Origin of the sequence: Aquimarina sp. I32.4 (assembly GCF_002924285.1) — a bacterium.
GTDB lineage: Bacteria > Bacteroidota > Bacteroidia > Flavobacteriales > Flavobacteriaceae > Aquimarina.
In genome coordinates this window covers 1-25,822 of the sequence record NZ_PGUB01000031.1, presented here as the reverse complement: position 1 = coordinate 25,822, position 25,822 = coordinate 1, and the positions used below count along the sequence as shown (strand labels likewise).

Annotated in this window: 22 protein-coding genes and 1 tRNA gene; 10 read left to right on the top strand and 13 right to left on the bottom strand. The window is 29.2% G+C overall.

Annotated features, from left to right (window positions below):
• Position 1 precedes the first annotated feature (1 nt).
• The 8 genes from CVD18_RS09035 to CVD18_RS22535 form a co-directional block, all read right to left on the bottom strand.
• A complete protein-coding gene (locus CVD18_RS09035; protein ID WP_103865116.1) occupies positions 2 to 2,107 on the bottom strand; it encodes a gliding motility-associated C-terminal domain-containing protein in 2,106 nt (701 codons plus the stop codon).
• Positions 2,108 to 2,757: 650 nt separating this feature from the next.
• Positions 2,758 to 3,300, bottom strand: coding sequence for an OmpH family outer membrane protein (locus tag CVD18_RS09030; RefSeq protein WP_103865115.1), 543 nt, complete (start codon positions 3,298 to 3,300; stop codon positions 2,758 to 2,760).
• Positions 3,301 to 3,527: 227 nt separating this feature from the next.
• Complete coding sequence (locus tag CVD18_RS09025) at positions 3,528 to 4,379, bottom strand: class I SAM-dependent methyltransferase (protein WP_103865114.1); 852 nt, start codon at positions 4,377 to 4,379, stop codon at positions 3,528 to 3,530.
• A 140-nt stretch (positions 4,380 to 4,519) separates the two neighbouring features.
• Positions 4,520 to 4,669, bottom strand: coding sequence for a hypothetical protein (locus CVD18_RS22540; protein WP_158250416.1), 150 nt, complete (start codon positions 4,667 to 4,669; stop codon positions 4,520 to 4,522).
• A 744-nt stretch (positions 4,670 to 5,413) separates the two neighbouring features.
• A complete protein-coding gene (locus CVD18_RS09015) occupies positions 5,414 to 5,881 on the bottom strand; it encodes a hypothetical protein (RefSeq protein ID WP_103865112.1) in 468 nt (155 codons plus the stop codon).
• Positions 5,881 to 7,752, bottom strand: coding sequence for a tRNA uridine-5-carboxymethylaminomethyl(34) synthesis enzyme MnmG (gene mnmG, locus CVD18_RS09010; protein ID WP_103865111.1), 1,872 nt, complete (start codon positions 7,750 to 7,752; stop codon positions 5,881 to 5,883). The genes CVD18_RS09015 and mnmG overlap by 1 nt, the downstream gene beginning before the upstream one ends.
• 112 nt (positions 7,753 to 7,864) lie before the next feature.
• Entirely contained in the window at positions 7,865 to 8,284 is a 420-nt protein-coding gene (ybeY, locus tag CVD18_RS09005; protein ID WP_103865110.1) for an rRNA maturation RNase YbeY, read from the bottom strand.
• Entirely contained in the window at positions 8,277 to 11,666 is a 3,390-nt protein-coding gene (locus CVD18_RS22535) for a DUF4175 family protein (protein WP_103865109.1), read from the bottom strand. The genes ybeY and CVD18_RS22535 overlap by 8 nt, the downstream gene beginning before the upstream one ends.
• Positions 11,667 to 11,961: 295 nt before the next feature.
• Between CVD18_RS22535 and gltX the strand changes: the two genes are divergently transcribed.
• From gltX to CVD18_RS08985, 3 genes are all read left to right on the top strand, one after another.
• Positions 11,962 to 13,473 (top strand): glutamate--tRNA ligase, encoded by a 1,512-nt coding sequence (gltX, locus tag CVD18_RS08995; RefSeq protein WP_103865108.1) that lies wholly within the window; start codon positions 11,962 to 11,964, stop codon positions 13,471 to 13,473.
• Positions 13,474 to 13,640: 167 nt separating this feature from the next.
• Positions 13,641 to 14,585: an SPFH domain-containing protein gene (locus tag CVD18_RS08990; RefSeq protein WP_103865107.1), complete on the top strand. Its 945-nt coding sequence runs from the start codon at positions 13,641 to 13,643 to the stop codon at positions 14,583 to 14,585.
• A gap of 287 nt (positions 14,586 to 14,872) precedes the next feature.
• Entirely contained in the window at positions 14,873 to 15,382 is a 510-nt protein-coding gene (locus CVD18_RS08985; RefSeq protein WP_103865106.1) for a hypothetical protein, read from the top strand.
• A 65-nt stretch (positions 15,383 to 15,447) separates the two neighbouring features.
• Here the strand turns inward: CVD18_RS08985 and CVD18_RS08980 are convergent, their stop codons facing one another.
• Positions 15,448 to 17,493: a glutamine--tRNA ligase/YqeY domain fusion protein gene (locus tag CVD18_RS08980; RefSeq protein ID WP_103865105.1), complete on the bottom strand. Its 2,046-nt coding sequence runs from the start codon at positions 17,491 to 17,493 to the stop codon at positions 15,448 to 15,450.
• 153 nt (positions 17,494 to 17,646) lie between these two features.
• Here CVD18_RS08980 and folB point away from each other — a divergent pair, with 153 nt between their 5' ends.
• A complete protein-coding gene (gene folB / locus CVD18_RS08975) occupies positions 17,647 to 18,003 on the top strand; it encodes a dihydroneopterin aldolase (RefSeq protein WP_103865125.1) in 357 nt (118 codons plus the stop codon).
• A 95-nt stretch (positions 18,004 to 18,098) separates the two neighbouring features.
• Positions 18,099 to 18,169, top strand: a tRNA-Cys gene (locus tag CVD18_RS08970).
• A gap of 36 nt (positions 18,170 to 18,205) precedes the next feature.
• Here CVD18_RS08970 and CVD18_RS08965 read toward each other — a convergent pair.
• From CVD18_RS08965 to rnr, 3 genes are all read right to left on the bottom strand, one after another.
• Positions 18,206 to 18,901, bottom strand: coding sequence for a LysE family translocator (locus CVD18_RS08965; RefSeq protein ID WP_103865104.1), 696 nt, complete (start codon positions 18,899 to 18,901; stop codon positions 18,206 to 18,208).
• A gap of 38 nt (positions 18,902 to 18,939) precedes the next feature.
• Positions 18,940 to 19,614: a head GIN domain-containing protein gene (locus CVD18_RS08960; RefSeq protein ID WP_103865103.1), complete on the bottom strand. Its 675-nt coding sequence runs from the start codon at positions 19,612 to 19,614 to the stop codon at positions 18,940 to 18,942.
• A 116-nt stretch (positions 19,615 to 19,730) separates the two neighbouring features.
• Positions 19,731 to 21,929, bottom strand: coding sequence for a ribonuclease R (gene rnr / locus CVD18_RS08955; protein WP_103865102.1), 2,199 nt, complete (start codon positions 21,927 to 21,929; stop codon positions 19,731 to 19,733).
• Between the two features lie 515 nt (positions 21,930 to 22,444).
• On the opposite strand from rnr, the gene CVD18_RS08945 reads away from it, so the two are divergent.
• The 5 genes from CVD18_RS08945 (at position 22,445) to CVD18_RS08925 (ending at position 25,524) form a co-directional block, all read left to right on the top strand.
• Positions 22,445 to 22,684, top strand: coding sequence for a hypothetical protein (locus tag CVD18_RS08945; RefSeq protein WP_103865100.1), 240 nt, complete (start codon positions 22,445 to 22,447; stop codon positions 22,682 to 22,684).
• 560 nt (positions 22,685 to 23,244) lie between these two features.
• Positions 23,245 to 23,679: a ribose 5-phosphate isomerase B gene (rpiB, locus tag CVD18_RS08940; protein WP_103865099.1), complete on the top strand. Its 435-nt coding sequence runs from the start codon at positions 23,245 to 23,247 to the stop codon at positions 23,677 to 23,679.
• 11 nt (positions 23,680 to 23,690) lie between these two features.
• Positions 23,691 to 24,608, top strand: a complete 918-nt coding sequence (locus tag CVD18_RS08935; protein WP_103865098.1) for a cation diffusion facilitator family transporter — start codon at positions 23,691 to 23,693, stop codon at positions 24,606 to 24,608.
• A gap of 5 nt (positions 24,609 to 24,613) precedes the next feature.
• Positions 24,614 to 25,057 carry a GNAT family N-acetyltransferase gene (locus tag CVD18_RS08930; protein ID WP_199185061.1) on the top strand — a complete coding sequence of 148 codons (444 nt, stop codon included), beginning with the start codon at positions 24,614 to 24,616 and terminating at the stop codon, positions 25,055 to 25,057.
• A gap of 80 nt (positions 25,058 to 25,137) precedes the next feature.
• Positions 25,138 to 25,524, top strand: a complete 387-nt coding sequence (locus CVD18_RS08925; RefSeq protein WP_103865097.1) for a MarR family winged helix-turn-helix transcriptional regulator — start codon at positions 25,138 to 25,140, stop codon at positions 25,522 to 25,524.
• 42 nt (positions 25,525 to 25,566) lie between these two features.
• On the opposite strand, the gene CVD18_RS08920 is transcribed toward CVD18_RS08925, so the two are convergent.
• Positions 25,567 to 25,822 (bottom strand): integrase core domain-containing protein (locus tag CVD18_RS08920; RefSeq protein WP_146052742.1); only part of this gene is annotated, 256 nt, incomplete at its 5' end.

Genomic DNA, 25,822 nt, shown 5'->3' with positions numbered 1-25,822 from the left:
ACTATCTCATTACCGTTATCGAACCTTTTCTGACCACGGAATTATTTTTTGTTATTATATAATAATAAAACGGTTCCTGACCAGAAGATTTTGAATTTTCTTCGGGCCAGTTGTTTTGATAATTCGCTGATGTAAAATCAATTTGACCTCTCGAGTTATAAATTGTAATCTCGACATCTTGTTGATTAAATAATGATGAAGGTAACAACCAACTATCATTGATACCATCACTATTTGGTGTTACTATATTGGGTATAATCTCTGATATTCCTGGTACATTACCAATATTTATTGTTGGTGTATCAAAAGAGCATATTGAAGATGATATTCTTACAAAATAAACTCCTTCTTCTGTAACTTCTATTGTATTACCAGAAGCACCTGCTATTAATTCATTGGTGTCATTTACAACTCTAAACCATTCATAAGTATAATTAGCATTCACAGGAACGGTTAAAGTAACCGATTCATTGTTTGGGATTGTAAGTGAAGAGGCAACTATTTCTATATTAGAAGGTATTGTAGTCAATGTTAACTCATTTGATACGATATCAGTAAATTCTCCAGTAATCAGATTCGCCATCAATGTATAGTTAGAATTCTCTTGAGAAGTTTCAATATCCAATGTAGTAGTAGTAATTCCTGTAGCTTGACCATCTTTATACCATTCAAAATTAAAAAATGAAATTTGATTTTCTGTAAGGGATATTTGTGGCGGAGCTCCACTACCGTTTTGTGTAAAACCAAACATGTCTTTAATTTCTAAAACTACATTGCTATCTTCACATGTAAAATCATCTGATAGTCCAATCTCAATTCCTATTGCAATAGGAGAATAAATATCTGTGGCAGATGTTAAAACACTAGAGCAAGCATCATCTGCAACAATCTGAACTCTATATGTATCTGGGTTATTTATATCTATAGATATTGTGGGATCAGTTAAGGCTAATATACCAGTGAGAGGACTCGTATTTCTAAACCACTGAAAAGAACTAATAGAAGGAGAAACAGGTGCATCTGTTGTAACCTCTAATGTAATCGTTTCTTGTGGTAACAAAATCATGTTTTCTAGCAAAGGGGTTGTAATTGAAGACCCATTATTAACCACTGTAACTGGCGAGGTTGTTATAGAACAATCTTCACTATATGTAACTTCCAGCGTATATACTCCTCCAAAATCATTATCTGGCAATTGATAATCAGAATCTATTGCACCTTCAATTTCAACATCATCTTTAAGCCATTGATACGTATTTCTAAAATCTGTAACACTAGAGTTTAAAGTTTTTCCTATATCCTGTGGGCAAAAATTAACACTTGGCTCTTCAAGAATTCGCACATCTGCAGGGTCAATTAACTGGATCGTAAAATTATTTGTTCTAGAAGATGGAAATTGTGAATTACATGCACCTAAATTAATTTGAGCATAATAGATAGCTTCACCACTTCCATCTAAATCATTTTGAGTAATGTCTATACTTGAGCCTGTTTCACCAGCAATAAGGGTTCCAAACGGAAAACCACCTTTAAACCATTCGTATGTAAATTGATCGGGATTAACAACACTATCATCATCAATATCAGTAATACCGATAGAAACAGTACGTACAAAATTTACAACATTACAAAGAATAACATTTTCAGTGTTATTAATTCTTAAAGATAAATCGTTTCTATAATAATAAATTGGTATTGAACTTGATAAGGCACTTACAATAGTTGTTTCAGATGATGTTATTCTTATTCTGTAGTTATCACCATTTGTATCTTCTGGAATCTGAACACCATCAAAACGAATTTCAGAATCTACAAAATCTACATCATTGGAACCAGTTACTCGAGCTAACTCTAATGGGCTACCAAAATTTCCTGTATCATCAGAAAGTTCTAAAATAAATTCATTGGTAGCAGGAAGAGCAGGTCCAGGGGACATATTGGCAACTACACTAAAAAGACTAATCGGTTGGCTACAAACAGCGGACATTACTCCACCAGATTCATTTACAAAATCTGGTGCACCAACAATACGTTGTGCTCGTATTTCCTGAAAGTTCAGAAACACCAGCATTCCGATTAATAACGATAGGTTAAGTTTTTTTTTCATGATATCACACTTATAATTAAGGTGAATATGCGATATTAACTTTGCGATTTGGGGCGCTTGTTAATAATATTGTTAATATTTTTTTACCAAGTCATAAAATTATAAATTAAATATTTATAACAAACTAAAATTTAAGTTTTTTTTGTAATATTTTTCTCACTTTTTATTAACTTTTTGAATTCAATCAAACATATTACACTCCTAAAAAGCTATCAATATACATAATTTTTTGTTAATCAAACCTTTGAGTACACGTAAAAAATTATTTTATAGCTAAATAAAAGTTGCAAATATACTCCTCTTATTGTTAAAAAAACAAGAGTATTGTCAAGTAAAAAAGTAAAAAAGTATACTTTTTTTATGCTTTTCCTGTAACTACCAATTATTTAGTATTCATTTTTTCTTCGATTAAGTGTAAAAAATAGTGTTGAAATTAGATAAAGCTCTACTTCATAAGTATAACTATTATATCATTACAAATCAATACATAATGTTTCTTTTCTACCTTCTACAAAAATATACTATGTACACATAGTATTACCCAGTAATCAAATATTCAAAGATACTTTTAAGTATCCTATTATACTTACAAATAAGCCCCATTAGAAAAGAATATCTATGGGGCTTAATAAATTGTTATAAAATGAAGATTACTCTTCTTTCTTATCTTCTGTTTTTTCTACAGTTTCACCACCATTCAACTCTTTAAGAATTGCATCTGTAAGGTTTAATTCTTTTTTACCATAGAGTATATTACTGGTTTCTGTATCACCATAGATATAGGTGTATCCATTCTTCTTACCATACCCTTCTATAAAAGTCTTTACTTTACCTATAATAGAATCTATTTCTACCTGGCTTCCTTGCTGAATTTCTTGCATTCTGGCTTGTTGCTCTCTTTGTAACTCCTGTTGCTTTGCCATTAATTCTTGCTCCTTCTTCTGTCTATTAGATGCAGACATAGATTTCATAATATTCTGGTAACCTTGTACCTCTATTTGAAATTGCTTTGCTTTTTCTTCAAGTTCTGCTCGCACTTCATTATTACGCTTTGTCCACTTTTCTTGTGCAACTTTCATTTCTTTAAAATCAGAAACAACTTTGGTATTATTTACATAACCTGTTTTTTCTGTTTGTTGATTACAAGAAGTTAAAATTAATAGCGCACTTGCAAGCCATACTATTTTTTTCATTTTTCAAAAATTTAATTCAAAGCAAAAATATCAAAGTTAGATTGATGTTATCCAATATATCTAGTCAAAAAAACATGTATAAGAAAAAACAATTAATATTGTTTTTATAATATATAAAAACTATTATAAATAAGTCAAAATAAAGCGCTTTAAGCACTTTAAAATAAAAAGATATCTAATTACACCTTATATGGTTAAAACAATAAAAAAACCTTCTAAAAAGAGTTTTAGTTGTTTTTAAGTATATAAATATGTGAAGAATATTCACCCGATCGTTTAGCTAAATAATTTGAACGTATTCCTAGCCAAAATGCTCTTATAAAATTCATTTTACCTCGCTTATATTTCTCTGATAAAAGAGAGACATAAAATGAATCAAACTTCATAGGTTGTATTTCTACTAGGTCTAAACCTTCTTCTTTAAAAAATTTTTGAATTGATGTTTTAGAGAAATGCCATAAATGTCTCGGTACATCATATGCTGCCCAAAACGACTTATAGTAATTTGCATCAAAAGATTTAAAATTAGGAACGGCAATAACAACAAATCCACCTGGCTTTATAGCTTTTTTAATTTTTTTGATTTGATCTTTCAAATCAGGAACATGTTCTAAAACGTGCCACATTGTAATAACATCAAAATGATGAGATTCTAAGCTTAGCATATCAGCCTGTAATGTGACTCCTTTTTGCTTTGCTATTTTTTTTGCTTGATCATTTGGTTCTACCCCTTCTACTTGCCAACCTTTTTGTTTTGCTACATTCAAAAAATCACCTGTTCCTGCTCCTATATCTAGAAGTTTACCTGGGTGATTGTTTAGCTTATAGATAAGTTTAACTTTTTTGTTTAAAGAATATGTCTTTACTGTATGGTAAAGTTTTTCGAAAAAAGATCGTTTGGAATCTGTATGAGAAATATAATCTTCGCTTTCATAATATTTACTCAATTCATTATTATTAGGTTTTGGAGAAGTAATCAACATATCATACTCTTTGTCATAAAGTAATTGAAATTTTTCTCCTGAAACTGTATGATCTTTACATTCTATAAAAAGATCCAACGTCTTCTGCTTGTTCATATAGTAAATACTGTTGATTTAAAATAAAGGTTCTTTTTTTATATTGTTTTTAAGATGAATCAAAAAGGATCGTGTTTTGTCATAAAATAAAGAATGAGTAGATAAACAATTACCACCGTTACTATCAAATATTTTAATTTTCACAAAAACTTCAAATTATTTACCATTTCTTCTGGTTCATCACCATAAATAACAAATGGTAAATAATTTGAAGTAACAGATCTATCTCCTTCAAAACTTATTATAACATTAAAATCCATTTCGAATTCATCAAATAGTTTTGTTTTCAAAATTTTCTAATTTCTGACTATTTTTTAATTTAAACTGTTTTCGTAACGATCGTTTCACATCACCATAAGAAAACGGTGGTTTAAATAAAAATTGCTCATCATTAAACTCATCTTCTAATTCTATTCTAAAATTATCAACTTGTTTAACTCTATGAACAGGAACACATGAAAACAGATAGAATAATATTAACAAGACGCTAATTTTATTTATCATATTTCTATTTTATGATATTTATCTATTATTTACAATAGAATATTTAAATTCTTAGAAAACAACTATCATCCTATTCTGTTTAATCAAATCACATATTAATATTACATTAACCTGTCATACATTTTGATATTTTAGAATTCCATATTCATCAATTCAATAGTTTCAATTTTAATAAGAAATGTATCAGAAATAGTTTTAGGATCAAAAAACTATTCTTGATACAGAGTTTCTCTTCAAACTGATACTTTTTTATAATATTGTTTCAAAACATAAAACAGATCGTATTATACACTTAACAAACACTATTTTAATTTTTTCTTATACAAGAAAACACATTTATAAAAAAATATACATTGCTATTATTACACTTATACTTTTTACTTGTTTTTTTATATAGAAGTGATTTAAACTTTTTCAATTGATCAAAAAATAACTATTTTTCGCCAGAATCAAAAAAAGTTTAAATCACTTTATAAACTCGAATTAGAACTACTAAAAAACATTAACAAAAAAAATGTTCCACGTGGAACTTATTCTTTTGATCTATCAAATACTTCAACTTCTAAAAGTTTTCCTAATTCAATTGCTTTTTCTGAAATGTAGTTATAATCATTATTGATACCTACTGTATCATATTTATTACCAACAAAAAAACGGACAACCCATCTTTTATGCCTACTATGAGTTCCTGATTCACGATCTATACTCAAAAACGAAGCATGAAATATTGAGATATAATCAGGAAATGACACTTCTAACTTAGATTCCCAAATTAACTTACCAAAAAGATATGTCTGAATTTTATTATCAAAATCCTTTGTGATTTTATAGACTTGAGAATATCCTCTTAATACTATTACAACACAAAGTATATAAATAGCTCCAATCAAAAACGAGCCAATCATATAAACAAAAAGACCAATCGCAGCAACTATTAGTATACTCCAATTTAATTCTGTATAAATAGCTTTAGAATTATCTATAACCACATATTCCATCACCTACCCATATAAACTAAAAGTACAGAAATATCACTAGGAGAAACTCCACTAATTCTAGATGCTTGAGAAATAGTTGCTGGTCTTATTTTTTCCATTTTCTCTTTTGCTTCAAAAGACAAGGATTTTAATTTTGAATAATCAAAATCTTTAGGGATTTTCAAATCTTCTAATCTATTTAATTTATCAGCATTATTTTTTTCTTTTTCTATATACCCTGAATATTTAACTTGTATCTCTGTTTGTTCTAAAACCTCTTTATCTAAATCATGATCTTTTATATATTTTGAAACTTTCTCAAAATCTTTAATATCATCTAAAGTAATTTGAGGTCGTGAAAATATCTTAAACAATTTTCCACTTTGATTAATTGGTGAAGAGTTGTTTTTTTCTAAAACAGGATTTATTTCTTGAGGTGTAATACTCGTGTCTTTAAAAAACTGAACAAAGGCAGATGCCTTTTTTTCTTTTTCCTGCATCCTTCTCATTCTCTCATCAGACGCTAAACCTATAACATGCGATTTAGGTGTTAACCTAAAATCTGCATTATCCTGTCTAAGTAACGTTCTATACTCTGCTCTAGAAGTAAACATTCGATATGGTTCTTCTGTACCTTTGGTTATCAAATCATCAATTAACACTCCTACATAAGCTTCACTCCTTTTCAAAATAAAGGACTCTTTTTCTTTTACTTTTAAGGCTGCATTAATACCTGCCATTAGTCCTTGCGAAGCTGCTTCTTCATATCCAGTAGTTCCATTAATTTGTCCAGCAAAATATAATCCAGATATTAATTTTGTTTCTAACGTATGTGTTAATTGTGTTGGAGGAAAATAGTCATACTCTATTGCATATCCAGGTCTAAAAAATTTAACCTTTTCAAAACCTGCTACAGATCTTAACGCTTTGAATTGAACATCCTCTGGTAAAGATGTAGAAAATCCATTTACATATACTTCTACTGTATTCCATCCTTCTGGTTCTACAAAAAGTTGATGCCTATCCTTATCAGCGAATCTATTTATTTTATCTTCTATAGACGGACAATATCTTGGCCCTATACTTTTTATTCTACCATTAAACATTGGTGATCTATCAAAACCTTCTCTCAACAAATCATGTACTTGTGTAGAAGTATATGTCATATAACAAGATCTCTGTTCTATCAAAGGTTTTGTTATATCAGAATAACTAAATTTTTCTGGATTCTCATCTCCTGGTTGTTCAATCATTTTAGAATAATCCAAAGATCTACCATCTACCCTTGGGGGTGTTCCCGTTTTCATTCTACCAGCCTCAAAACCCAAATCAATTAACTGTTCTGTTATTCCAGTAGCAGATTTTTCTCCTGCTCTACCTCCACCAAATTGTTTCTCTCCAATATGAATTAATCCATTTAAAAAAGTACCATTTGTCAACACAACAGACTTTCCTTTTATTTCAATTCCTAGAGAAGTTCGCACTCCTTTGATTTCTCCATTTTCTATAATAAGTCCGCTTACCATTTCTTGATAAAAATCAAGATTTGGAGTTTGCTCTAACATCAACCTCCATTCTTCTGCAAATCGCATTCGATCACTTTGCACTCTTGGACTCCACATTGCAGGTCCTTTTGATTTATTCAACATTTTAAATTGTATTGCGGTCTTATCACTTATAATACCACTATACCCTCCTAATGCATCAATCTCTCTTACTATTTGTCCTTTTGCTATTCCCCCCATAGCTGGATTACAACTCATCTGAGCTATGTTTTGTAGATTCATTGTAATCAACAACGTGCTACATCCTAAATTAGCTGCTGCGGCTGCCGCTTCACTTCCTGCATGACCTCCTCCTACTACTATAACATCGTATTCTATTCCAAACATAATTTTACTACTATTGTTCCACGTGGAACATGATTTTTTTTTAAAATCTATTTTTTTTAATATTATTACAATGTCCCACGTGAAACATTGTAATAATATTAATATAAAATTACTATTGTTCCACGTGGAACAATAGTAATTTTTCATCTTCCTTTGCTGTCATTATATCTTGTTCATCTTCTGTCTTATCCTTGTATCCACAAAAATGTAACACCCCATGAATCAAAACACGCTTCATTTCATCCTGCATAGATACATTAAACTTCTTTGCATTATCCTCTACTCTTTCTACAGAAATAAAAATATCTCCATTAAGCTGATTACCTACTTTATTATCAAAACTAATGATATCTGTATAGGTGTCATGTTGTAAGAATTCTTGATTTATCTTAAGTAAATATTCATCATTACAAAGGATAAAATTGATCTCTCCTTCTGATTTATTTTCAGATAAAATAACTCTGCTTATCCAAGAAGATACTACATCACTGTTACTTAATTTAAAATTTGTTTCGTAAAAAAAATTAATCATTATCTTTATTAAAATACTCTTGTACTTTCTGTTTATAATTTTGCCGCAAAGGTAGTGTTTGTCTGTTTAATATTTCTGTAGTATTAAAATATTGTTTAGCCTTATTAAGTTGAAGTACGCCATTATTATTAAATTGAAATTGATTTGTTTTACTTTCTCTTTTTTCATCTTCTCCTTGTTCAAAAGTAGCGTCTTCCATTTTAAGTAATTCATGTTTTAAATCCAACATTTTACTTAAAGTGTTATTATCAAAACCTTTGTTTAGTAGTTCTTCTTCTACCTCCTTCATCTTTTTTAATAGGTTTCCTCCTTGTTTATTTCCTATTCCTTCTTTTTTAATTTTGTCTTCCAGAGCATTTCTTAATTGTTGCTGTTGCTTATATATTTCATACAGTTCACCATTCATTTCTTCTTTTTGCATTTGAGATTCACCCTCCCCATTTTGATCTTCTCCTCCTTCTTTACCATCCTTTCCTTTTCCTTTTTTATCACCTTTCTTATTTCCATTCTTCCCTTCTCCTTCTTTACCTTTATCACCACTTTTCTTACCTTCTTTTTCACCATCTTTTTCACCATCTTTCTTTCCTTTTTCTGTTCCTTCTCCCATCTTTTTATTAAGCTCTTCCTGCTTCTTGATAATATCTGGTAACTGAAAATCCTTACCCCCACTTTTACCTTTACTTCCTGAAGCAGACATACTGTTTTGCATTTGATCCAATGTTCTACTTAATAAATAAGCAAGATCATTTGATCCAGTAATTGTATATTGCTGATTGGCGGTACCATGTATAATTTGATTCTCTGCAAATGACTCCAAAGATTTGTCGATATTAAATTCAATATCGGTTAATTTCTTTGTTACTATCTCAGTAATCTGTGGTGTTCTTAATGCTAATGCATATAAACTATCATCGATATGTATAAAGTTTTCTCTAAGTATACTTTGCTTTTTAAGTCTTGTAGAATATGCTGGACTATTCATGTCAATCTTTTTGAATTTCTTCATCAGCCCTTCTTGTTCTATAGAGAAATCAACAAGGTTATCCAGAATTTGTCTTAGCATTTGCATGTCCTCTTGCTGTTGTTCTTCACCAGACATATTCATTTGCATATTCATTCCTTTGCTCATTTGTTTCATTTTCTGAGCGGCACTTTTTTGATTTTTCTTTGCTTCTGAATTCTTTTTCTTATCTAAATTATCACTTGCATTTTCTTGTTCTTCCTTTATAGCATTTTCATCCTCCTTCTTTTGATCCATAGACATAGGCTTCTTCAACTCCTTATTATCTTTTTTAAGATCCTCCATTTCCTTTTGAAAATTTTCAAACTCTTTGTTTAATTTATCCTGTTCTTCTTTTGTGTTTTCTTCATCACTTTTATTAGATAATTCTTCTTGCTTCTTGGATAATTCTTCTAATTCATTTGATAATTTTTCGTGTTTCTCTATTACATAATACCTTTTGGTGAGTTCTAGTAATTGTTCCAGATTCTTCTTTAAATTTTTATTTTCCTTTCCTAATTCTTCAAGTTTCTTTGTCAATTTCTCCTTATCAATCTTCTCTGCCAAACGCTCAATTTCTTTCAAAAGCTCTTCATTCTTTTTTAGCTCATTCTCGTTTCTTTCTAATCTTTCTTTTAATGCATCCTTAAAAGGTTCTTCATTTTTTTTATCAAATTGATCTAAATTTTCCTTTAATTGTTTAGAAAAATTCTGCATCATTTTTTCCTGTTTCTTCTGTCTATTTAAAAAATCCTGAAGTTTCTTTTTATCATTATAGTCCAAGTTTTTCTTTTCTTTTTGTAGTTTACTTAAATTTTTCAATTCTGCTTCCTGCTTCTTAAATTTACGTATTGACTTATTTAAACCGGATATTGTTTCGCTTTGTTTTTCTAGTAACTTATTCTCCTTTTCTTCTTTGGTTAATTGTCTAAAATTAAAAATTTGACTTTTTGTTTTCTTATAATTATGCAACACATCATTATCAAAAACCTCAAAATAAAATTCATAATTACCTCCTTCTTTTAAATCTAAATCTCCTGGAAATGAATAAATAAATTCATCAAATTCTGATGTTTTTATGTCTATATTTCTAAATTTTACTTCTGATGAATTATCAGTATCATAATAAGCAAGTCTTAATTTACTTAACCCATAATCATCACTAACTCTTCCAAAAAAATATATGGTTTGATTGTCTATAGAGTCAATCTTTGATTTTAAATTTAATTCAGGATATTGATCCTTTATCACATTTAGATTAAAAGATAGGTTGTCGTAATTTTTCACACTTTGATTGGATGTAGTTATCTCATAATCTAAATCTGAAAAGACTCTTTTATTGTATGAAAAATTATCGCCATTATTGTATAAAGAAATAATTGAATCGTTAGTTTTTAATTCAACCTTATTTGTGTTTCTTGTATATACAATCCAATCAATTTTTGTACCCTCGGGTACGGTAGCATTTCCTGAACTTTTAATTACGATATCTTTCTTTTTAGTATAGGAAGGGTAATCAAGTTTCATTTCAAAATTTAATAAAGCAGGAACAGAAACTATAGATAACATTCGTGGAACAGAATTAATTCCATTGGCATTCAAAACAAATTCTACAGATTGCTTAGGTTGAACAAAAGTGTATTCAAATTCACCAACTCCTACATTTTGTAAAAAATACACTTCTTCATTATATTTGATTGTTGCATTATCAGGAATTATATCTCCAGCCAATTTTACTTTGAGTACAAAATCTTTATTTTCTATTGCATTAAGGTCTTTATTAACAATATAAAACTGAAAAGGTGCTGGTGGCTCATAAGCGACCTCATAGTTTACTACTCTTTTATAACTATCTGAAATCCAACTAGTTTTATTAAAAACAGTTAATAACATTAAAATTATAACCGGAATCGCTGCATATTTCAAATATGTACTGTTTTTATTGAAATTAATGGCTAATTTGAAAGGAATTGGTTTGAGCTCACTTGATTTCTGTTCTATACTTGCCAATAATAAATCAGATGATGAAGTATCATTACTTAATTGTAAAAGGTTTAATAATTTATCATTTACTTCTTGAAAATGACTACCAATAATATCAGAAGCTTTTTCATAATTTATTCCTTTGGCTAGTTTAAATAGCTTTGCAATAGGTATAATTATAAACTTAATAAACAAGCCTAACTCCACTACTATAAACAACCAGAATAAAATTGTTCTTCCAATTCTGCCCAGCCACAAGAAATTCTCTATCAATAAAGTTGCTAAAAAATAAAGTACTCCTATCGCAAAGAATAGTATAACTCCTTTTATTAATTCGTTTATATAATATTTTCTAATAAACTGTTCTAGCTTGTTTTTTATGAACTCAAAATTTTCCATATATCAAGTCTTCCTTTTTCATTAACCTCTAAATCTACAATTTTATTTGCAATGGGATTGTTATATTTATGATAATTCAAACCTCTATCCTACACGTTTTTACTTTGCTTAAGCTTAATTAAATTTATACAATCTTATTTTATATGCTATAAACAATGTTTCACGTGAAAAAAATTTGTCTTATTCTATCAACTAATCTTAGTATATCATAGCAATTCATTTTAATAGCATTATTAAGATTGTATCTTTGTAACTTATTGACAAAACCTCAAAAAAAGTTTAAAAAAATATAATCATGGCGAAAGATATTAGGGTACGATTTGCTCCTAGTCCAACCGGACCCTTACATATAGGGGGTGTAAGAACTGCATTGTTTAATTACCTTTTTGCAAAAAAAAACAATGGAACTTTTATATTAAGAATAGAAGATACTGATCAAAACAGGTATGTTCCTGGAGCAGAAGAATATGTTACAAATTCTCTAAATTGGTGTTCAATACCCTTTGACGAAGGACCTGGTAAAAATGAAAAATTTGGGCCTTATAGACAAAGTGAGCGTAAGCATTTATATAAACAATATGCTGATCAATTAATAAAAGATGGGTTTGCTTATTATGCATTTGATACTTCTGAAGCTTTAGACACCCATAGAAAAGATCATGAAGCCAATGGAAAAACCTTTATTTATAATTGGCACAACAGAGAAAAACTTACCAATTCTCTTTCTCTTTCTAAAGAAGAAGTTACTAAAAGACTAGATTCTGGAGTACCATTTGTTATACGTTTTAAATCTCCTCAAGATGAAACATTGCATTTAAATGATGAAATACGAGGTGATATAAGAATTGATACTAATACCCTAGATGACAAAATCCTATTTAAAAGCGATGGTATGCCTACCTATCATCTAGCAAATATTGTAGATGATCATTTAATGAAAATTACTCATGTGATCAGAGGTGAAGAATGGTTACCATCTATGGCATTACATGTATTATTATACCGAGCTTTTGATTGGGAAACTCCTTCTTTTGCTCACCTACCTTTAATACTAAAACCTGTTGGTAAAGGTAAATTAGGTAAAAGAGATGGTATCAAAGGAGGTTTTCCTGTGTTCCCATTACAATGGACTGATCCTAAAACAAACGAAGTTGCATCTGGTTATAAAGAAGATGGATATCTTTCTGAGGCAGTTATCAACATGTTAGCTTTTCTTGGTTGGAATCCAGGAACCGAACAAGAATTATTTTCTCTTGAAGAACTAATTGCAGAATTTGATCTAAAACGTGTTAATAAAGCTGGAGCTAAATTTGATCCTGAAAAAACAAAATGGTTTCAACAACAACATTTGCAAAGGTTGAATACTGAAATATTATCTGAACAGTTTAAAAAAATACTATCAGAAAAAAGTATTTCTACATCCTTAGACATACCTACTATTATAAATACGGTAAAAGAACGTGCAATTTTTACCAATGATCTTTGGGATCTGAGTCATTTTTATTTTGTCTCTCCTACTCAATATGATGAAAAATCAGTAAAAAAAGCATGGAAGGAAGATACACCAGAATTGATGCATGAGCTAACAAGGATATTAAATGATATCAATGATTTCTCTGAAAACAACGTTTCAACGATTGTAAAAGGCTGGATAAAAGGTAAAGAAATAGGTTTTGGCAAAATAATGATGCCATTACGCATTGCACTAGTTGGCTCCTTACAAGGTCCCGATTTATTTCAGATTGCATCTATGATTGGTAAAAAAGAAACTATACAAAGAATAGAAAATGCAATAGATGTTAATTAAAAAATTCATTTCTATATTGCTAAAGCATCTTTGTTACACAATTATAAACAAAGATGCTTTTTTAATTTTGTAACATACTACTTAAAAACAATACTAATTAGGTAACAATACTAGCACAACATACATTAATAATTTATTAGTACATTCATAACTCTAAATACAAAACAATGAGTCTATATATTATTCCAATAGTAATTTTCGGGTTTATCATTCTGTTTTCAGGTATATTCACCGTTAAACAACAAACTTCTGTCATAGTAGAACGTTTTGGTAAGTTTTTAAGCATCAGAAACTCAGGTCTACATTTTAAAATTCCAGTATTTGATCGTATTGCTGGTCGTATAAATCTAAAAATTCAACAACTTGATGTTTTAGTAGAAACCAAAACCAAAGATGATGTATTTGTTCGTCTTAAAATATCAGTACAATTTCAGGTTATCAAAGAAAAAGTGTACGATGCTTTTTACAAATTAGAAAATCCTCATGATCAAATTACATCTTATGTATTTGATGTTGTACGTGCAGAAGTACCAAAAATGAAATTAGATGATGTTTTTGAGCGCAAAGATGATATTGCTATTGCAGTAAAGCAAGAACTTAATGAGGCTATGATAAATTATGGGTATGATATCATTAAAACACTTGTGACAGATATTGATCCAGATATGCAAGTAAAAGAAGCTATGAATCGTATAAACGCTGCTGAAAGAGAAAAAGTAGCAGCAGAATACGAAGCTGAAGCTGAAAGAATTAAAATCGTAGCTAAAGCTCGTGCTGAGGCTGAGAGTAAAAGATTACAAGGACAAGGTATTGCAGATCAACGTAGAGAAATTGCAAGAGGCCTAGAAGAAAGTGTAGATGTTTTAAATAATGTTGGTATTAATTCTCAAGAAGCTTCTGCCCTAATTGTTGTGACACAACATTATGATACCTTACAATCAATAGGTGAAGAAACAAACAGTAATCTTATTTTACTTCCAAACTCTCCACAAGCAGGAAGTGATATGCTAAATAATATGATTGCATCATTTACAGCATCCAATCAAATCGGTGAAGAAATGAAAAAGCAAAATGCAAAAAAGGGAATTGGAAAAAAATCTGAAAATGATTAATTGATATAGATTTATTAAAAAAATCCGATCAATTTTTTGGTCGGATTTTTTGTTCCACATGATTTTCATAAACTGGAAGAAGTAAAATTCGTTTTTTTACAAAAACTAAATATAAAATACCATACTAACTCTTTTATAAAAATATCATATAATTATATTCTCCTTTTTTTAAAAGCTCTTAAATCTCTTTATCTGAATCTATTTTTAATAATTAAAAACAATGAAAATTTATAAATAATAAATAAATCTTATACTCTGTAAATTGGTTATCTTTATAAAAAAATATCATGAAACATTTTCTTTTTTTTCTTCTCTTCACCACTGGGACAATTTTTAGTCAAAATCTAGAAACTCTAAAAAAATTTGCAATAAGAGATGCAAAAGCAACTTCTCAAGCTTCAATCAATAGAAATTTGAATACTATACTTAAATATACTCATCCTGAAATTTCTAAAGCGTATGGAGAAAAACAATTAAAAGATACAATGGATGAAATTTTCAGAACAATGGATGCTCAAAAAATTAAAATCATCAGTTCTGAGATTAATGAAATAACAGAAATTAAAAAAGAAAAAAAAGAATATCGCTGCTTAGTAAAGAATACAGTAAAAATGGATTTCAACGGGAGATCCGTAACTCTTAAAAGTTCTTTGTTTGGCTTTTATAATAAAAAGAAATCTCAATGGTATTTTGTAGAATCAAATAAATTAATTGATGATCCTCAAACAAAGGAGCTCTTTCCTAATTTTAAAACAGATATAGAAATTCCCCAAGATGAGCATATTGCAGATAATTAAATAAGCTATATTAGTATAGATAAAAAAGGGAAGTTATGATAAGATAACTTCCCTTTTTATTTTTATTAGATACTATACTTAGAGGCAATTTTCTTTGCTTCTAATTGTAATAATTCGTTTTTATCATCTACTGCTTTGTTAATAAAATCTATTGCTAATTCATCTGGTTGTAACCCTTTGTTAGTAAGAATTATATCTAAAGCAATTACAGTAACAATTCTAGTCCCTACTTTTTTAATGGCTGTATTATACAATGGTATTAATTCATCAATTTCTACCGATAAGGCAGCTTCTTGAATTCTCTTTTTAAGCGCTTCTCTTTTAGCATCAGGTAAATTGGTATACTTCTTACCATATTTTTTTATTTCTTCTATTGGAGGTACTTTATTTTGCTCTTTTTGTGGTTGTTTCTGTGTGTTTTGTTTTTGTGTATTCTCAGGTTTTACTTTTGCCCAAGTATCACGCAAGCCAACAGTTTTATTAAAAACTAATGCTTGTGATGTACTATCTGTATCCACATTAAAATATCCTAATCTCTGAAACTGAAACTGGTCTAAATGGTTAGCTTCTACAAGACATGGTTCTACATATCCTGTAATGACCTTAAGTGAATCAGGATTTATAAACTGCATAAAATCTTTATCTTTATGACCATCTGGTGCTTTATCTATAAACAATCGATCATAAATTCTAATTTCTGCAGAAAGTGCATGTTCAACAGAAATCCAGTGTAACGTTCCTTTTACATTACGTTTTGATTCTTCTGTACCACTACCCGATTTACTTTTTGGATCATATGTACAATGAATTTCAGTAATATTTCCTTCAGTATCTTTTATTACATTTTTACCTTTGATGATATATGCATTTTTCAAACGCACTTCTTTACCTAAAGTCAATCTAAAGAATTTTTTACCAGCTTCTTCTTTAAAATCTTCTCTTTCTATATATAATTCTCCAGAAAAGGGTACTTTTCTAGAACCTGCATCCCGATCTTCAGGATTATTTTCTGCTTCTAGCCATTCCTCTTCTCCTTTAGGATAATTGGTTATTACTAATTTTACAGGATCCAAAACAGCCATTACTCTAGATGCTTTTTTATTAAGATCTTCCCGTACACAAAATTCTAGTAACGATACATCAATAACATTTTCTCGTTTTGCTACCCCTACAGTTTCAACAAATTTACGAATTGATCTAGGTGTATACCCTCGTCTTCTCAAAGCAGAAATGGTAGGCATTCTAGGATCATTCCACCCAGATACGATACCCTCTTCTACCAATTTGAGTAATTTGCGTTTACTCATGATGGTATAACTAAGATTAAGGCGTGCAAATTCTCTTTGCTTTGGTCTAATACTATCAGTATATATTTGATCCAAAAACCAATCATATAGTTTTCTGTGTGGTTTAAATTCTAAAGAACAGAGCGAATGTGAGATATTTTCTATATAATCACTCTCACCATGTGTCCAATCATACATTGGATAAATACACCAATCATTTCCTGTTCTGTGATGTGTTTTTTTAAGAATTCTATACATAAGTGGGTCACGCATCAACATATTGGGATCTGCCATATCTATTTTGGCTCTCACCACATGCTCCCCTTCATTAAACTCACCATCTTTCATTCTCATAAAAAGATCTAAATTTTCTTCAACAGAACGATCTCTATATGGGCTATTTGTTCCTGGCTCTATTGTAGTTCCTTTTTGTAAAGCTATGGTATCTGCAGATTGTGAATCTACATATGCTTTATCCTCTTTTATCAATTGAACAGTCCAATCATATAATTGTTGAAAATAATCAGAAGAATAACATTCTCTATCCCATTGATATCCCAACCAAGCAATATCTTCTTTTATTGCATCTACATATTCTTGTTCTTCTTTGGCAGGGTTTGTATCATCAAAACGCAGATTTACTGGTGCATTATATCTAAGTCCAAGCCCAAAACTTATACCTATTGCCTTGGTGTGTCCTATATGTAAATATCCATTAGGTTCTGGTGGGAAACGAAAACGTAAATTCTTTGTATTCATACCTGATTTCAGGTCTTCCTCGATAATGTGCTCTATAAAATTAAGCGGTTTTTTTTCTTCTGACATTTTAAAATCTAATAATACACAAAATTACAAATTCTAATGGTGCATAACTATCTTATAAAAGTCTTTAATTTTATTTATCACCTAATACTATATAAAATAGGGTTTCTTCAGATTTTATTAACAAAGATTATTTCTACATTTGTAAAAAAAATTGTGGGAATCATAAAATTAAAAAATATCAAGGTCTATGCATATCATGGATGCCTTGTAGAGGAAAAAAAAATAGGATCTGATTATAGAGTAGATCTCAAAATTAAAGCTGATTTATCAAAATCAGCAGTTTCTGATAAATTGGCTGAAACTGTTGATTACGTTCATCTTAATCATATTGTAAAAGAAGAAATGGCTATTCGTTCTAAATTATTAGAACATGCTGCAGAGCGAATTTTAGTCAGAATATTAGACGAAATACTATTGGTTGATAAAGCAGTTGTAAATGTTTCTAAAATTAATCCCCCTATAGGTGGAAATGTAGAAATGGTTACTATCACGAGGAGTAAAAAGAGGTAGTTTTTTACTATTAAAATTGTAAGTTTTTTATTTTAATGTGAAATCATTAAAAAAGTAACTATAATTTTTTTACATTTGCGTTCCAATTGAAATTGGGTGTCGTGGCCGAGTGGCTAGGCAGTGGTCTGCAACACCATCTACAGCGGTTCGAATCCGCTCGACACCTCAAGAAAAAATCCTGTATAAATTGTACAGGATTTTTTTATTTGAATCTAGATTCTGGAGTTATTTTTTCAATCTCATCTTGTATTCGTTTTTCCATTGTATCTGGTAAGACTCCTTTTAGTATTAAAAAAATACCAAATACAATCATAACAATACTTATAACTCTTTTGATTACATAAGTTCTTTTTGGGGTTAGCTTTCTTTTTAGCCTCTTTGCTAATAGCATTTTAATGAGATCAATAAAAAGATATGTACCCAGAACCATCATAAAAAAGTAAATAATTCTATTGGTATTCATATCCAATTGTGGTCCTATAACTATTATAATACTAAGCCAAAAACCTAAAACACCAATATTTATAAAATTGAGTAAAAATCCTTTTATAAACAACATTATATAATTCTGTTTATTAATGATCTCTACAGAGGTATCTCTAACTTTATTATAATTTTTTCTTTCCTGAATAAAAGAAATTATACCATATGTAGATAGTAAAACTCCACCAAAAATGAATAATGCTGGATCATCTTTTATTTTCTCTAAAATTTGATTGGTACTGAAATAAGCGATAAGTATAAATACAATATCAGCAAAGATTACACCAAGGTCTACTGCCAAGGCGGCTCTAAATCCTTTGATCGCCGCTGTTTCCAGAAGTACAAAAAAAACAGGCCCTATTAAAAAAGCCAATAAAAAACCCAATGGTATAGCTGCCTGAGCATCCTGAAACATAATCTCTAAGCGTATTTGCTACAAAGTTAAAAAACTAACTAGTTAACTTCAATAATTTTTCCACCTAAAAATTTTTGTGTATCCATTTCTTTTGGATTTCCATATATTCTCACTGTTCCACCAGCTGCAGTATTAGCTTTTACATAGGTACTTGCATTAATACTTGCTCTTCCTCCTGCACTAATACTTACTACCGTATTTTCAGTTTTTAAGTCTTTGGCCATAAATTGCCCACCTGCTTTTACAATTACCTCTTGTTCTCTTACGGTACCTTTTAAAATTAATTCTCCACCAGTTACAGCTTTAACATATAATTCATCTGCATTTATAGTGGCAATTATACTAGCTCCTTCTTGTGCTCTCAAATCAAGGTCATCTGATTCTATACGCTCTTTAGATTTTACTTTTGCGCCCTCATTAACATCTATTTTTGAAATATCTGTGTAATAGACAACTACTTTGGTATTATCATTATCCCAAAGATTATTTAAAGACATTTTTATTTTTAATACTTCGTTTTTGGTAACAATATCAATATCCTTGCGATTCACACCAGAAACAACAACTTTATTATCATCACTTTTGATTAATAAAACTTCTACTTTATCAAATACTTTTAATTCGCTAAAATCACTAATGTTTTTTGTAATTATATCTTGTGCTTGTATTGTTATTGCACATAAAAATGCTAAAAGAACTGTTATTTTTTTCATTGCCTTACATTTAAGATTTAATTTGTTTTACATCTACAAGAATCTCTTGTTAATTCTTTTATAATTAAGAATTAACAAGAGATATGTATCATATAAATAGAATAAAAATTATTCTTCTATTCTATATCTTCTATAGTATCTAATAAGGTAAAATCGAGATGGCGTTTTATGAGATCTGCATTTTTAACCTTTACATATACCTGATCTCCTAATTGATATACTTTTTTGGTTCGCTCGCCAATAATTGCATATTCATCCTGATCAAAAATGTAATGATCATCATTCATATCCTTGAGTCTGATCATTCCTTCGCACTTATTATCAATGATTTCTACATAAATTCCCCACTCTGTAACTCCAGAAATCACTCCTAAAAATTGCTCATCTTCATGATCCTTCATAAATTTTATTTGCATAAACTTTATAGAATCACGTTCTGCACTAGCAGCAAGGTTCTCCATACTACTACTATGATTACATCTTTCTTCATATTCATCTTCTGCAACCGATTTTCCTTTATCCAGATAATGTTGTAGCAAACGATGTGCCATAACATCAGGATATCTACGTATAGGAGATGTAAAATGAGAATAATAATCAAATGCTAAGCCATAATGACCAATATTATGTGTTGTATACTCAGCTTTACTCATACTACGTATTGCTAATGTATCTACAAGATTCTGTTCTTTTTTACCTTGAACATCTTTTAATAATCCATTTAATGATTTGGTAGTTGTTTTTTTATCTTTCAAATCTAACTTATATCCAAATCGTCCTATAATATTTTGTAATGCTGCTAATTTTTCATCATTAGGTTCATCATGTACCCTATATATAAATGTTTTCTTAGGATTTTGTTTTCCTATGAATTCTGCGACCTTTTTATTTGCTAGTAACATAAACTCTTCTATAAGCTTATTAGCGTCCTTAGAAGTCTTAAAAAAGACTCCTACGGGTTCATTCTCTTGATTCAGATTAAACTTTACTTCTACCTTATCAAAAGAGATTGCCCCCTCACCCATTCTTTTGGTTCGCATAATTTTTGCAAGCTCATCTAGTTTAAGTACCGCATCTGCAATATTTTGATCTGCATTGTATGCTTTTCCAGTAAGAGAAATTTCTGCAGGAATACTATTTTCTCTAGTTTCTATAATATGTTGAGCTTCTTCATAAGCAAATCGTGCATCAGAATAAGTTACTGTTCTACCAAACCATTGATTTTTTATTTCTGCTTTATCATTGATTTCAAAAACAGCAGAAAATGTATATTTTTCTTCATTCGGGCGTAAAGAGCAAGCATTATTAGATAATACTTCTGGTAACATAGGTACAACTCTATCAACAAGATATACCGAGGTAGCTCTTTCATATGCTTCATCATCAAGAATAGTTCCTGGAGTAACATAATGTGATACATCTGCTATATGAATTCCTATTTCATAATTACCATTTTCTAAGGTCTGAAATGACAATGCATCATCAAAATCCTTTGCATCTTTTGGATCAATTGTAAAGGTAAGAGTCTTTCTCATATCTCTACGATTCTTGATCTCAGATTCTTGAATTGATGTATCTAATTTATTTGCATATTCTTCTACTGCTTCTGGGAATTCATATGGTAATCCATATTGAGCCAAAATAGAATGAATCTCTGTATTATGTTCTCCTGGTTTACCTAAAACCTTAATAACTTTTCCAAAAGGTGAATCTGCTTTATCTGGCCAATCCTCAAGTCCTACTAAGACTTTATCACCATCTTCTGCATTAGCTATCTTATTTTTAGGGATAAAAATATCTGTATACATTTTGTTGTCTTGTACAGTAACAAAACCATATTTCTTTTGAATATCTATAACACCAACAAATTCATTTCTTTTACGCGAAATTATCTTAGAAATCTCACCTTCACTTTTTCCTCTCCTCTTTCTTCTATAAATATATACCTCTACTTCATCACCATGTAAAGCCTTGTTTAAGTTGTTACTAGGTATAAAAATATCATCTTCAAGATCTTCTACAATAACGTACCCAGTTCCTTTTGATGTAATTTCTATAACTCCTGTATATGTATTAATATTAGGTATAATTTTAAACTTTCCTCTTTCTATCTCCTCGATTTGTTTTTTTGCTGCTAGTTGTGATAATTTCTTTATCACTTGATTTCTACTACTCGCATCATCCACTCCTAGTTTTGAAGCTATTTGTTTATAATTAAAACTTTTACTAGATTCGGATTTGAGTATTCTGAGTATTTCCTGGGTAATATTCTCTATTTTGGTTGACTTCTTTCTTCTTCTACTCTTTCTTTTCATTAATATCTATTCTATATAATTTATGATAAAAGTACTGTTTATCTTTTAACATCAGTAATTTTAAGTTTAAACTTTTATTAAGCATTAGACGATATACATGTTATAACGTTAAAATAATTATATACTTATTAATCAATATTTTATATTTAAAAAAACTGGTTTATATGTTATTTTTTCTTAAAATTTACTTAATTTTAGTACACTATGACTGCTTTTTATTCGTTTGATCATATGACTTATCTATGACTAGAATCAAAAAAATACATAAAATAATACTACTATTTGTATTCATATTTCTACTGGGTATTTATTCTTTTACATTGTATATTAATAATACAATAGATCAAAAAAAAGAATCTTTAGAAGAGTCAGAAATAAATACTTCTACCAAAATTGATAGAGAGGCTAGTCAAATTAATTAATCATTTAATGCTTAATAAGAGCCACATAACTAACCTAATATTAGGCTTATTTTGTATCTTGTAGAAGGACAACAATAAGTAAGTTTATATAGAATGAAAAATTTTATTACCATATCAACATATACATACCCTTTTGAATATGCAATCCTAAAACTTCTTCTTGATCAAGAAGGAATTTCCTATTTTTTTGAAAACGAAACCATGATAGGTGTTTTTCCCTTCTACTCAAACGCATTGGGAGGAATCAATCTAAAAGTTCATCAAAAGGATAAAAACAAAGTACTTGAAATAATAAATGATCTAGATACCAATTCTCACCTTAGAATTGTCTAATTTTCTATTTCAATTCATTTCTCATTTCATACAGTTTTCAACACTTATAATATATATCTTTTTCTTTTTTTAAAATTTAAAATAAATAATAATGATTATTATGTAGTGTGAATAACGGTATAACTTTTTTGAAATTTATTTGTTTTTTTAGTTAGATTGAATTTTCACAAAGCTATCAACAAGATATTAATGATATAATTACTTGATAATCTATATGAAATGAAATTTAATTAACAATTGTTAATAGGTGATAAACACATTATATTTTTGATATTATTACTATAAAATGATAGTTCATAACGTAAATTTAATGTTGGAAAACTTAACCAAAAAAAGTGGAGTTATAATTTTGATTATTGCTTCTTACCATTGTATTGAAATAATAAATCAATTCACCAAAAAAACTTTATGAATTTTAAGAACTGTTTATTCACATCTGATGTTAACATAAGACTAGGAGTTATTAACATTACCGTAATATTAGTTAAATTATTGGTGTTTTGGAGTTTACTTTTTTTAGATTGAATTATCTTTGTTGAACTAAATGAAATCAAAAAATAATGAAAATAGCTATTGGAAATGATCACGCAGGAACATCGTATAAGTTTGAGGTTACTGCATATTTAGAATCCAAAGGAATTGAAGTAGTAAATTATGGTACTAATGAAAACAGTAGTGTAGATTACCCTGATTTTGTACACCCTGTAGCAAAAGATGTAGATTCTAAAAAAGTTGATTTCGGAATTTTAATTTGTGGTAGTGGAAATGGAGTTGCTATGACTGCTAATAAATATGAAAATGTGCGTGCAGGGCTTTGTTGGACTAAAGAAATTACAGAATTAACAAGACAACATAATAATGCAAATATTATATGTATTCCTGCAAGATTTACTTCATCACCTCAAGCTATAGAAATGGTAAAAATATTTTTGGATACCGAATTTGAAGGAGGTAGACATCAAAATAGAGTAAGTAAAATATCTATGTGTATCTAATAAATTGATATATGGGAAAACATTGCGCTCATAATCACTCTCACTCTCATGGCATAGTTACAGGGCGCAATTTATTATTTTCAATTTTACTAAACATTATAATTACTATTGCTCAGGTAATAGGCGGATTACTCTCTGGTAGTTTATCATTATTATCAGATGCGTTACATAATTTTAGTGATGTAGTATCCTTGATTGTAAGTTATTATGCAAATCGATTAGCCAAGAAAGAAGCTTCTATAAAGAGAACATTTGGATTTAAAAGAGCAGAAATCATGGCAGCATTTGTAAATGCTGCTTCTATGATGGTAATTGCTGTAATTCTTATTATTGAAGCTATAGAAAGATTACAAGATCCACAAGAAATAAGCGCACGTGTTGTTATCATACTTTCTACGATAGCAATTTTAGGTAATGGATGTAGTGTATTACTCCTAAAAAGAGATAGTAAGGTAAATATGAATATGAGATCTGCATATTTACACCTTATTACAGATATGATGGCTTCTATTACTGTTTTAATAGGAGGGATATTGATGAAATATTATCAGTTGTTTTGGGTAGATAGTGTTTTGACTTTTGCTATTGCCATTTATCTAATTATTGTTGGTTATGATCTTTTAAAGAGTTCGTTTAAGATACTTATGTTGTATACTCCAGAAACCATAGAATTAGAAAAGATAGTAAATAGAGTAAATGAGTTACCAAAGATAAAAAGCATACATCATATACATATTTGGCAACTTAATGAAGAAGAGACACATCTGGAAGCTCATGTAGATTTTAATGATGATATTCTAATCTCAGAATTTGGTGAAACACTTAACATTATTGAGAATATACTCAAAGAAGAATTTAAAATTAATCATATTACCTTGCAACCAGAGCATGGAACCAAGGATAATAAGGATATTATAGTACAAGATTAGTAAATATGAGTATTAAGTTTAGAGTAAAACGTTTTCAAGAGCTTACAACAGAGGAATTGTATAAAATTTTGCGCTTGCGCGCAGAAGTTTTTGTCGTAGAACAAGACTGTGTATATCAAGATATTGATAATAAGGATCAAAAAGCTCTTCATGTAATAGGTCATAAAAATGATGATATTATTGCTTATACAAGAATATTTGATGGAGGTGACTATTTTGATATTCCTAGCATTGGTAGAGTATTAGTATCTAAGAAAGAAAGAAAATATGGATATGGCCATGATCTTATTAAAGAAAGTATCATAGCTATAAAGACTCATTTTGAAAACCAAAAAGTGAAAATCTCTGCGCAAACATATCTACAAAAATTTTATGAATCTCATGGGTTTAAAATGATAGGTAAAGAATATCTAGAAGATGGAATACCTCATATTGCCATGATAATTTAAAAAAAAGCATAATCATTTTGTAAGGAACTACTAATACTATATATTAGTTGATATCGTCAACTAATATATAGTATTATATCATGAACAAAAAAAATATCAATGAGATAAGGAAATTTAATAGATTCTATACAAAAATAATAGGTCTTCTAGATACTCATATTTTGAACAGTAAATACTCATTACCAGAGGGTAGAGTTATGTTTGAAATATATCATAATCCAGGATTTACAGCCTCTGATATAATTCAACTTTTGGATATAGATAAGGGATATCTAAGCCGAATTTTAAAACGTTTTGAATCCCAAAAATTAATTATAAAAACAGTTTCGTTAACTGATAAACGTGTTTTTACTTTAAAAATAACCAAGTTAGGGGAAAAAGAATTTTTGAAATTAAATCAAAGCTCAGAAGATCAATTAGAAACAGTTTATACACATTTATCTACTTGTGAGTCAAATATGTTTTGACCCCTATAAAACAAGAGTAATCTTTTAAATTTGGATTATTAATTATGCTACTCTATTTTTCATTAAAATTAAGTGTTTGTCTTTGTTCCATTTTTCCATAGGAGTTATTCTTCCCAATAGTCCATGATGCCTTACGTTGTTATAGAAAACCACATATCTTTTTAGTATTTGTTGAATCTCTCCAAATGTTCTATACTCAAATCGTTGAAAGACTTCTTTTTTAAGTATTCCATGATAAGCTTCTACATGTGCATTTTCCTCTGGTGTAGCAACATGAGTAAACTCTTGACTTACCCCT

Bases quoted from the DNA above. Each gene is read 5' to 3' on its own strand.
- CVD18_RS08980 (WP_103865105.1), bottom strand. From the start codon at position 17,493: ATGTCAGAAGAAAAAAAACCGCTTAATTTTATAGAGCACATTATCGAG.
- CVD18_RS08985 (WP_103865106.1), top strand. From the start codon at position 14,873: ATGAAACATTTTCTTTTTTTTCTTCTCTTCACCACTGGGACAATTTTT.
- CVD18_RS08960 (WP_103865103.1), bottom strand. From the start codon at position 19,614: ATGAAAAAAATAACAGTTCTTTTAGCATTTTTATGTGCAATAACAATA.
- CVD18_RS09030 (WP_103865115.1), bottom strand. From the start codon at position 3,300: ATGAAAAAAATAGTATGGCTTGCAAGTGCGCTATTAATTTTAACTTCT.
- CVD18_RS09025 (WP_103865114.1), bottom strand. From the start codon at position 4,379: ATGAACAAGCAGAAGACGTTGGATCTTTTTATAGAATGTAAAGATCAT.
- rnr (WP_103865102.1), bottom strand. From the start codon at position 21,929: ATGAAAAGAAAGAGTAGAAGAAGAAAGAAGTCAACCAAAATAGAGAAT.
- ybeY (WP_103865110.1), bottom strand. From the start codon at position 8,284: ATGATTAATTTTTTTTACGAAACAAATTTTAAATTAAGTAACAGTGAT.
- CVD18_RS08965 (WP_103865104.1), bottom strand. From the start codon at position 18,901: ATGTTTCAGGATGCTCAGGCAGCTATACCATTGGGTTTTTTATTGGCT.
- CVD18_RS09015 (WP_103865112.1), bottom strand. From the start codon at position 5,881: ATGGAATATGTGGTTATAGATAATTCTAAAGCTATTTATACAGAATTA.
- gltX (WP_103865108.1), top strand. From the start codon at position 11,962: ATGGCGAAAGATATTAGGGTACGATTTGCTCCTAGTCCAACCGGACCC.
- CVD18_RS08930 (WP_199185061.1), top strand. From the start codon at position 24,614: ATGAGTATTAAGTTTAGAGTAAAACGTTTTCAAGAGCTTACAACAGAG.
- mnmG (WP_103865111.1), bottom strand. From the start codon at position 7,752: ATGTTTGGAATAGAATACGATGTTATAGTAGTAGGAGGAGGTCATGCA.
- CVD18_RS08945 (WP_103865100.1), top strand. From the start codon at position 22,445: ATGAAAAATTTTATTACCATATCAACATATACATACCCTTTTGAATAT.
- CVD18_RS08990 (WP_103865107.1), top strand. From the start codon at position 13,641: ATGAGTCTATATATTATTCCAATAGTAATTTTCGGGTTTATCATTCTG.
- rpiB (WP_103865099.1), top strand. From the start codon at position 23,245: ATGAAAATAGCTATTGGAAATGATCACGCAGGAACATCGTATAAGTTT.
- CVD18_RS09035 (WP_103865116.1), bottom strand. From the start codon at position 2,107: ATGAAAAAAAAACTTAACCTATCGTTATTAATCGGAATGCTGGTGTTT.
- CVD18_RS08925 (WP_103865097.1), top strand. From the start codon at position 25,138: ATGAACAAAAAAAATATCAATGAGATAAGGAAATTTAATAGATTCTAT.
- CVD18_RS08935 (WP_103865098.1), top strand. From the start codon at position 23,691: ATGGGAAAACATTGCGCTCATAATCACTCTCACTCTCATGGCATAGTT.
- CVD18_RS22535 (WP_103865109.1), bottom strand. From the start codon at position 11,666: ATGGAAAATTTTGAGTTCATAAAAAACAAGCTAGAACAGTTTATTAGA.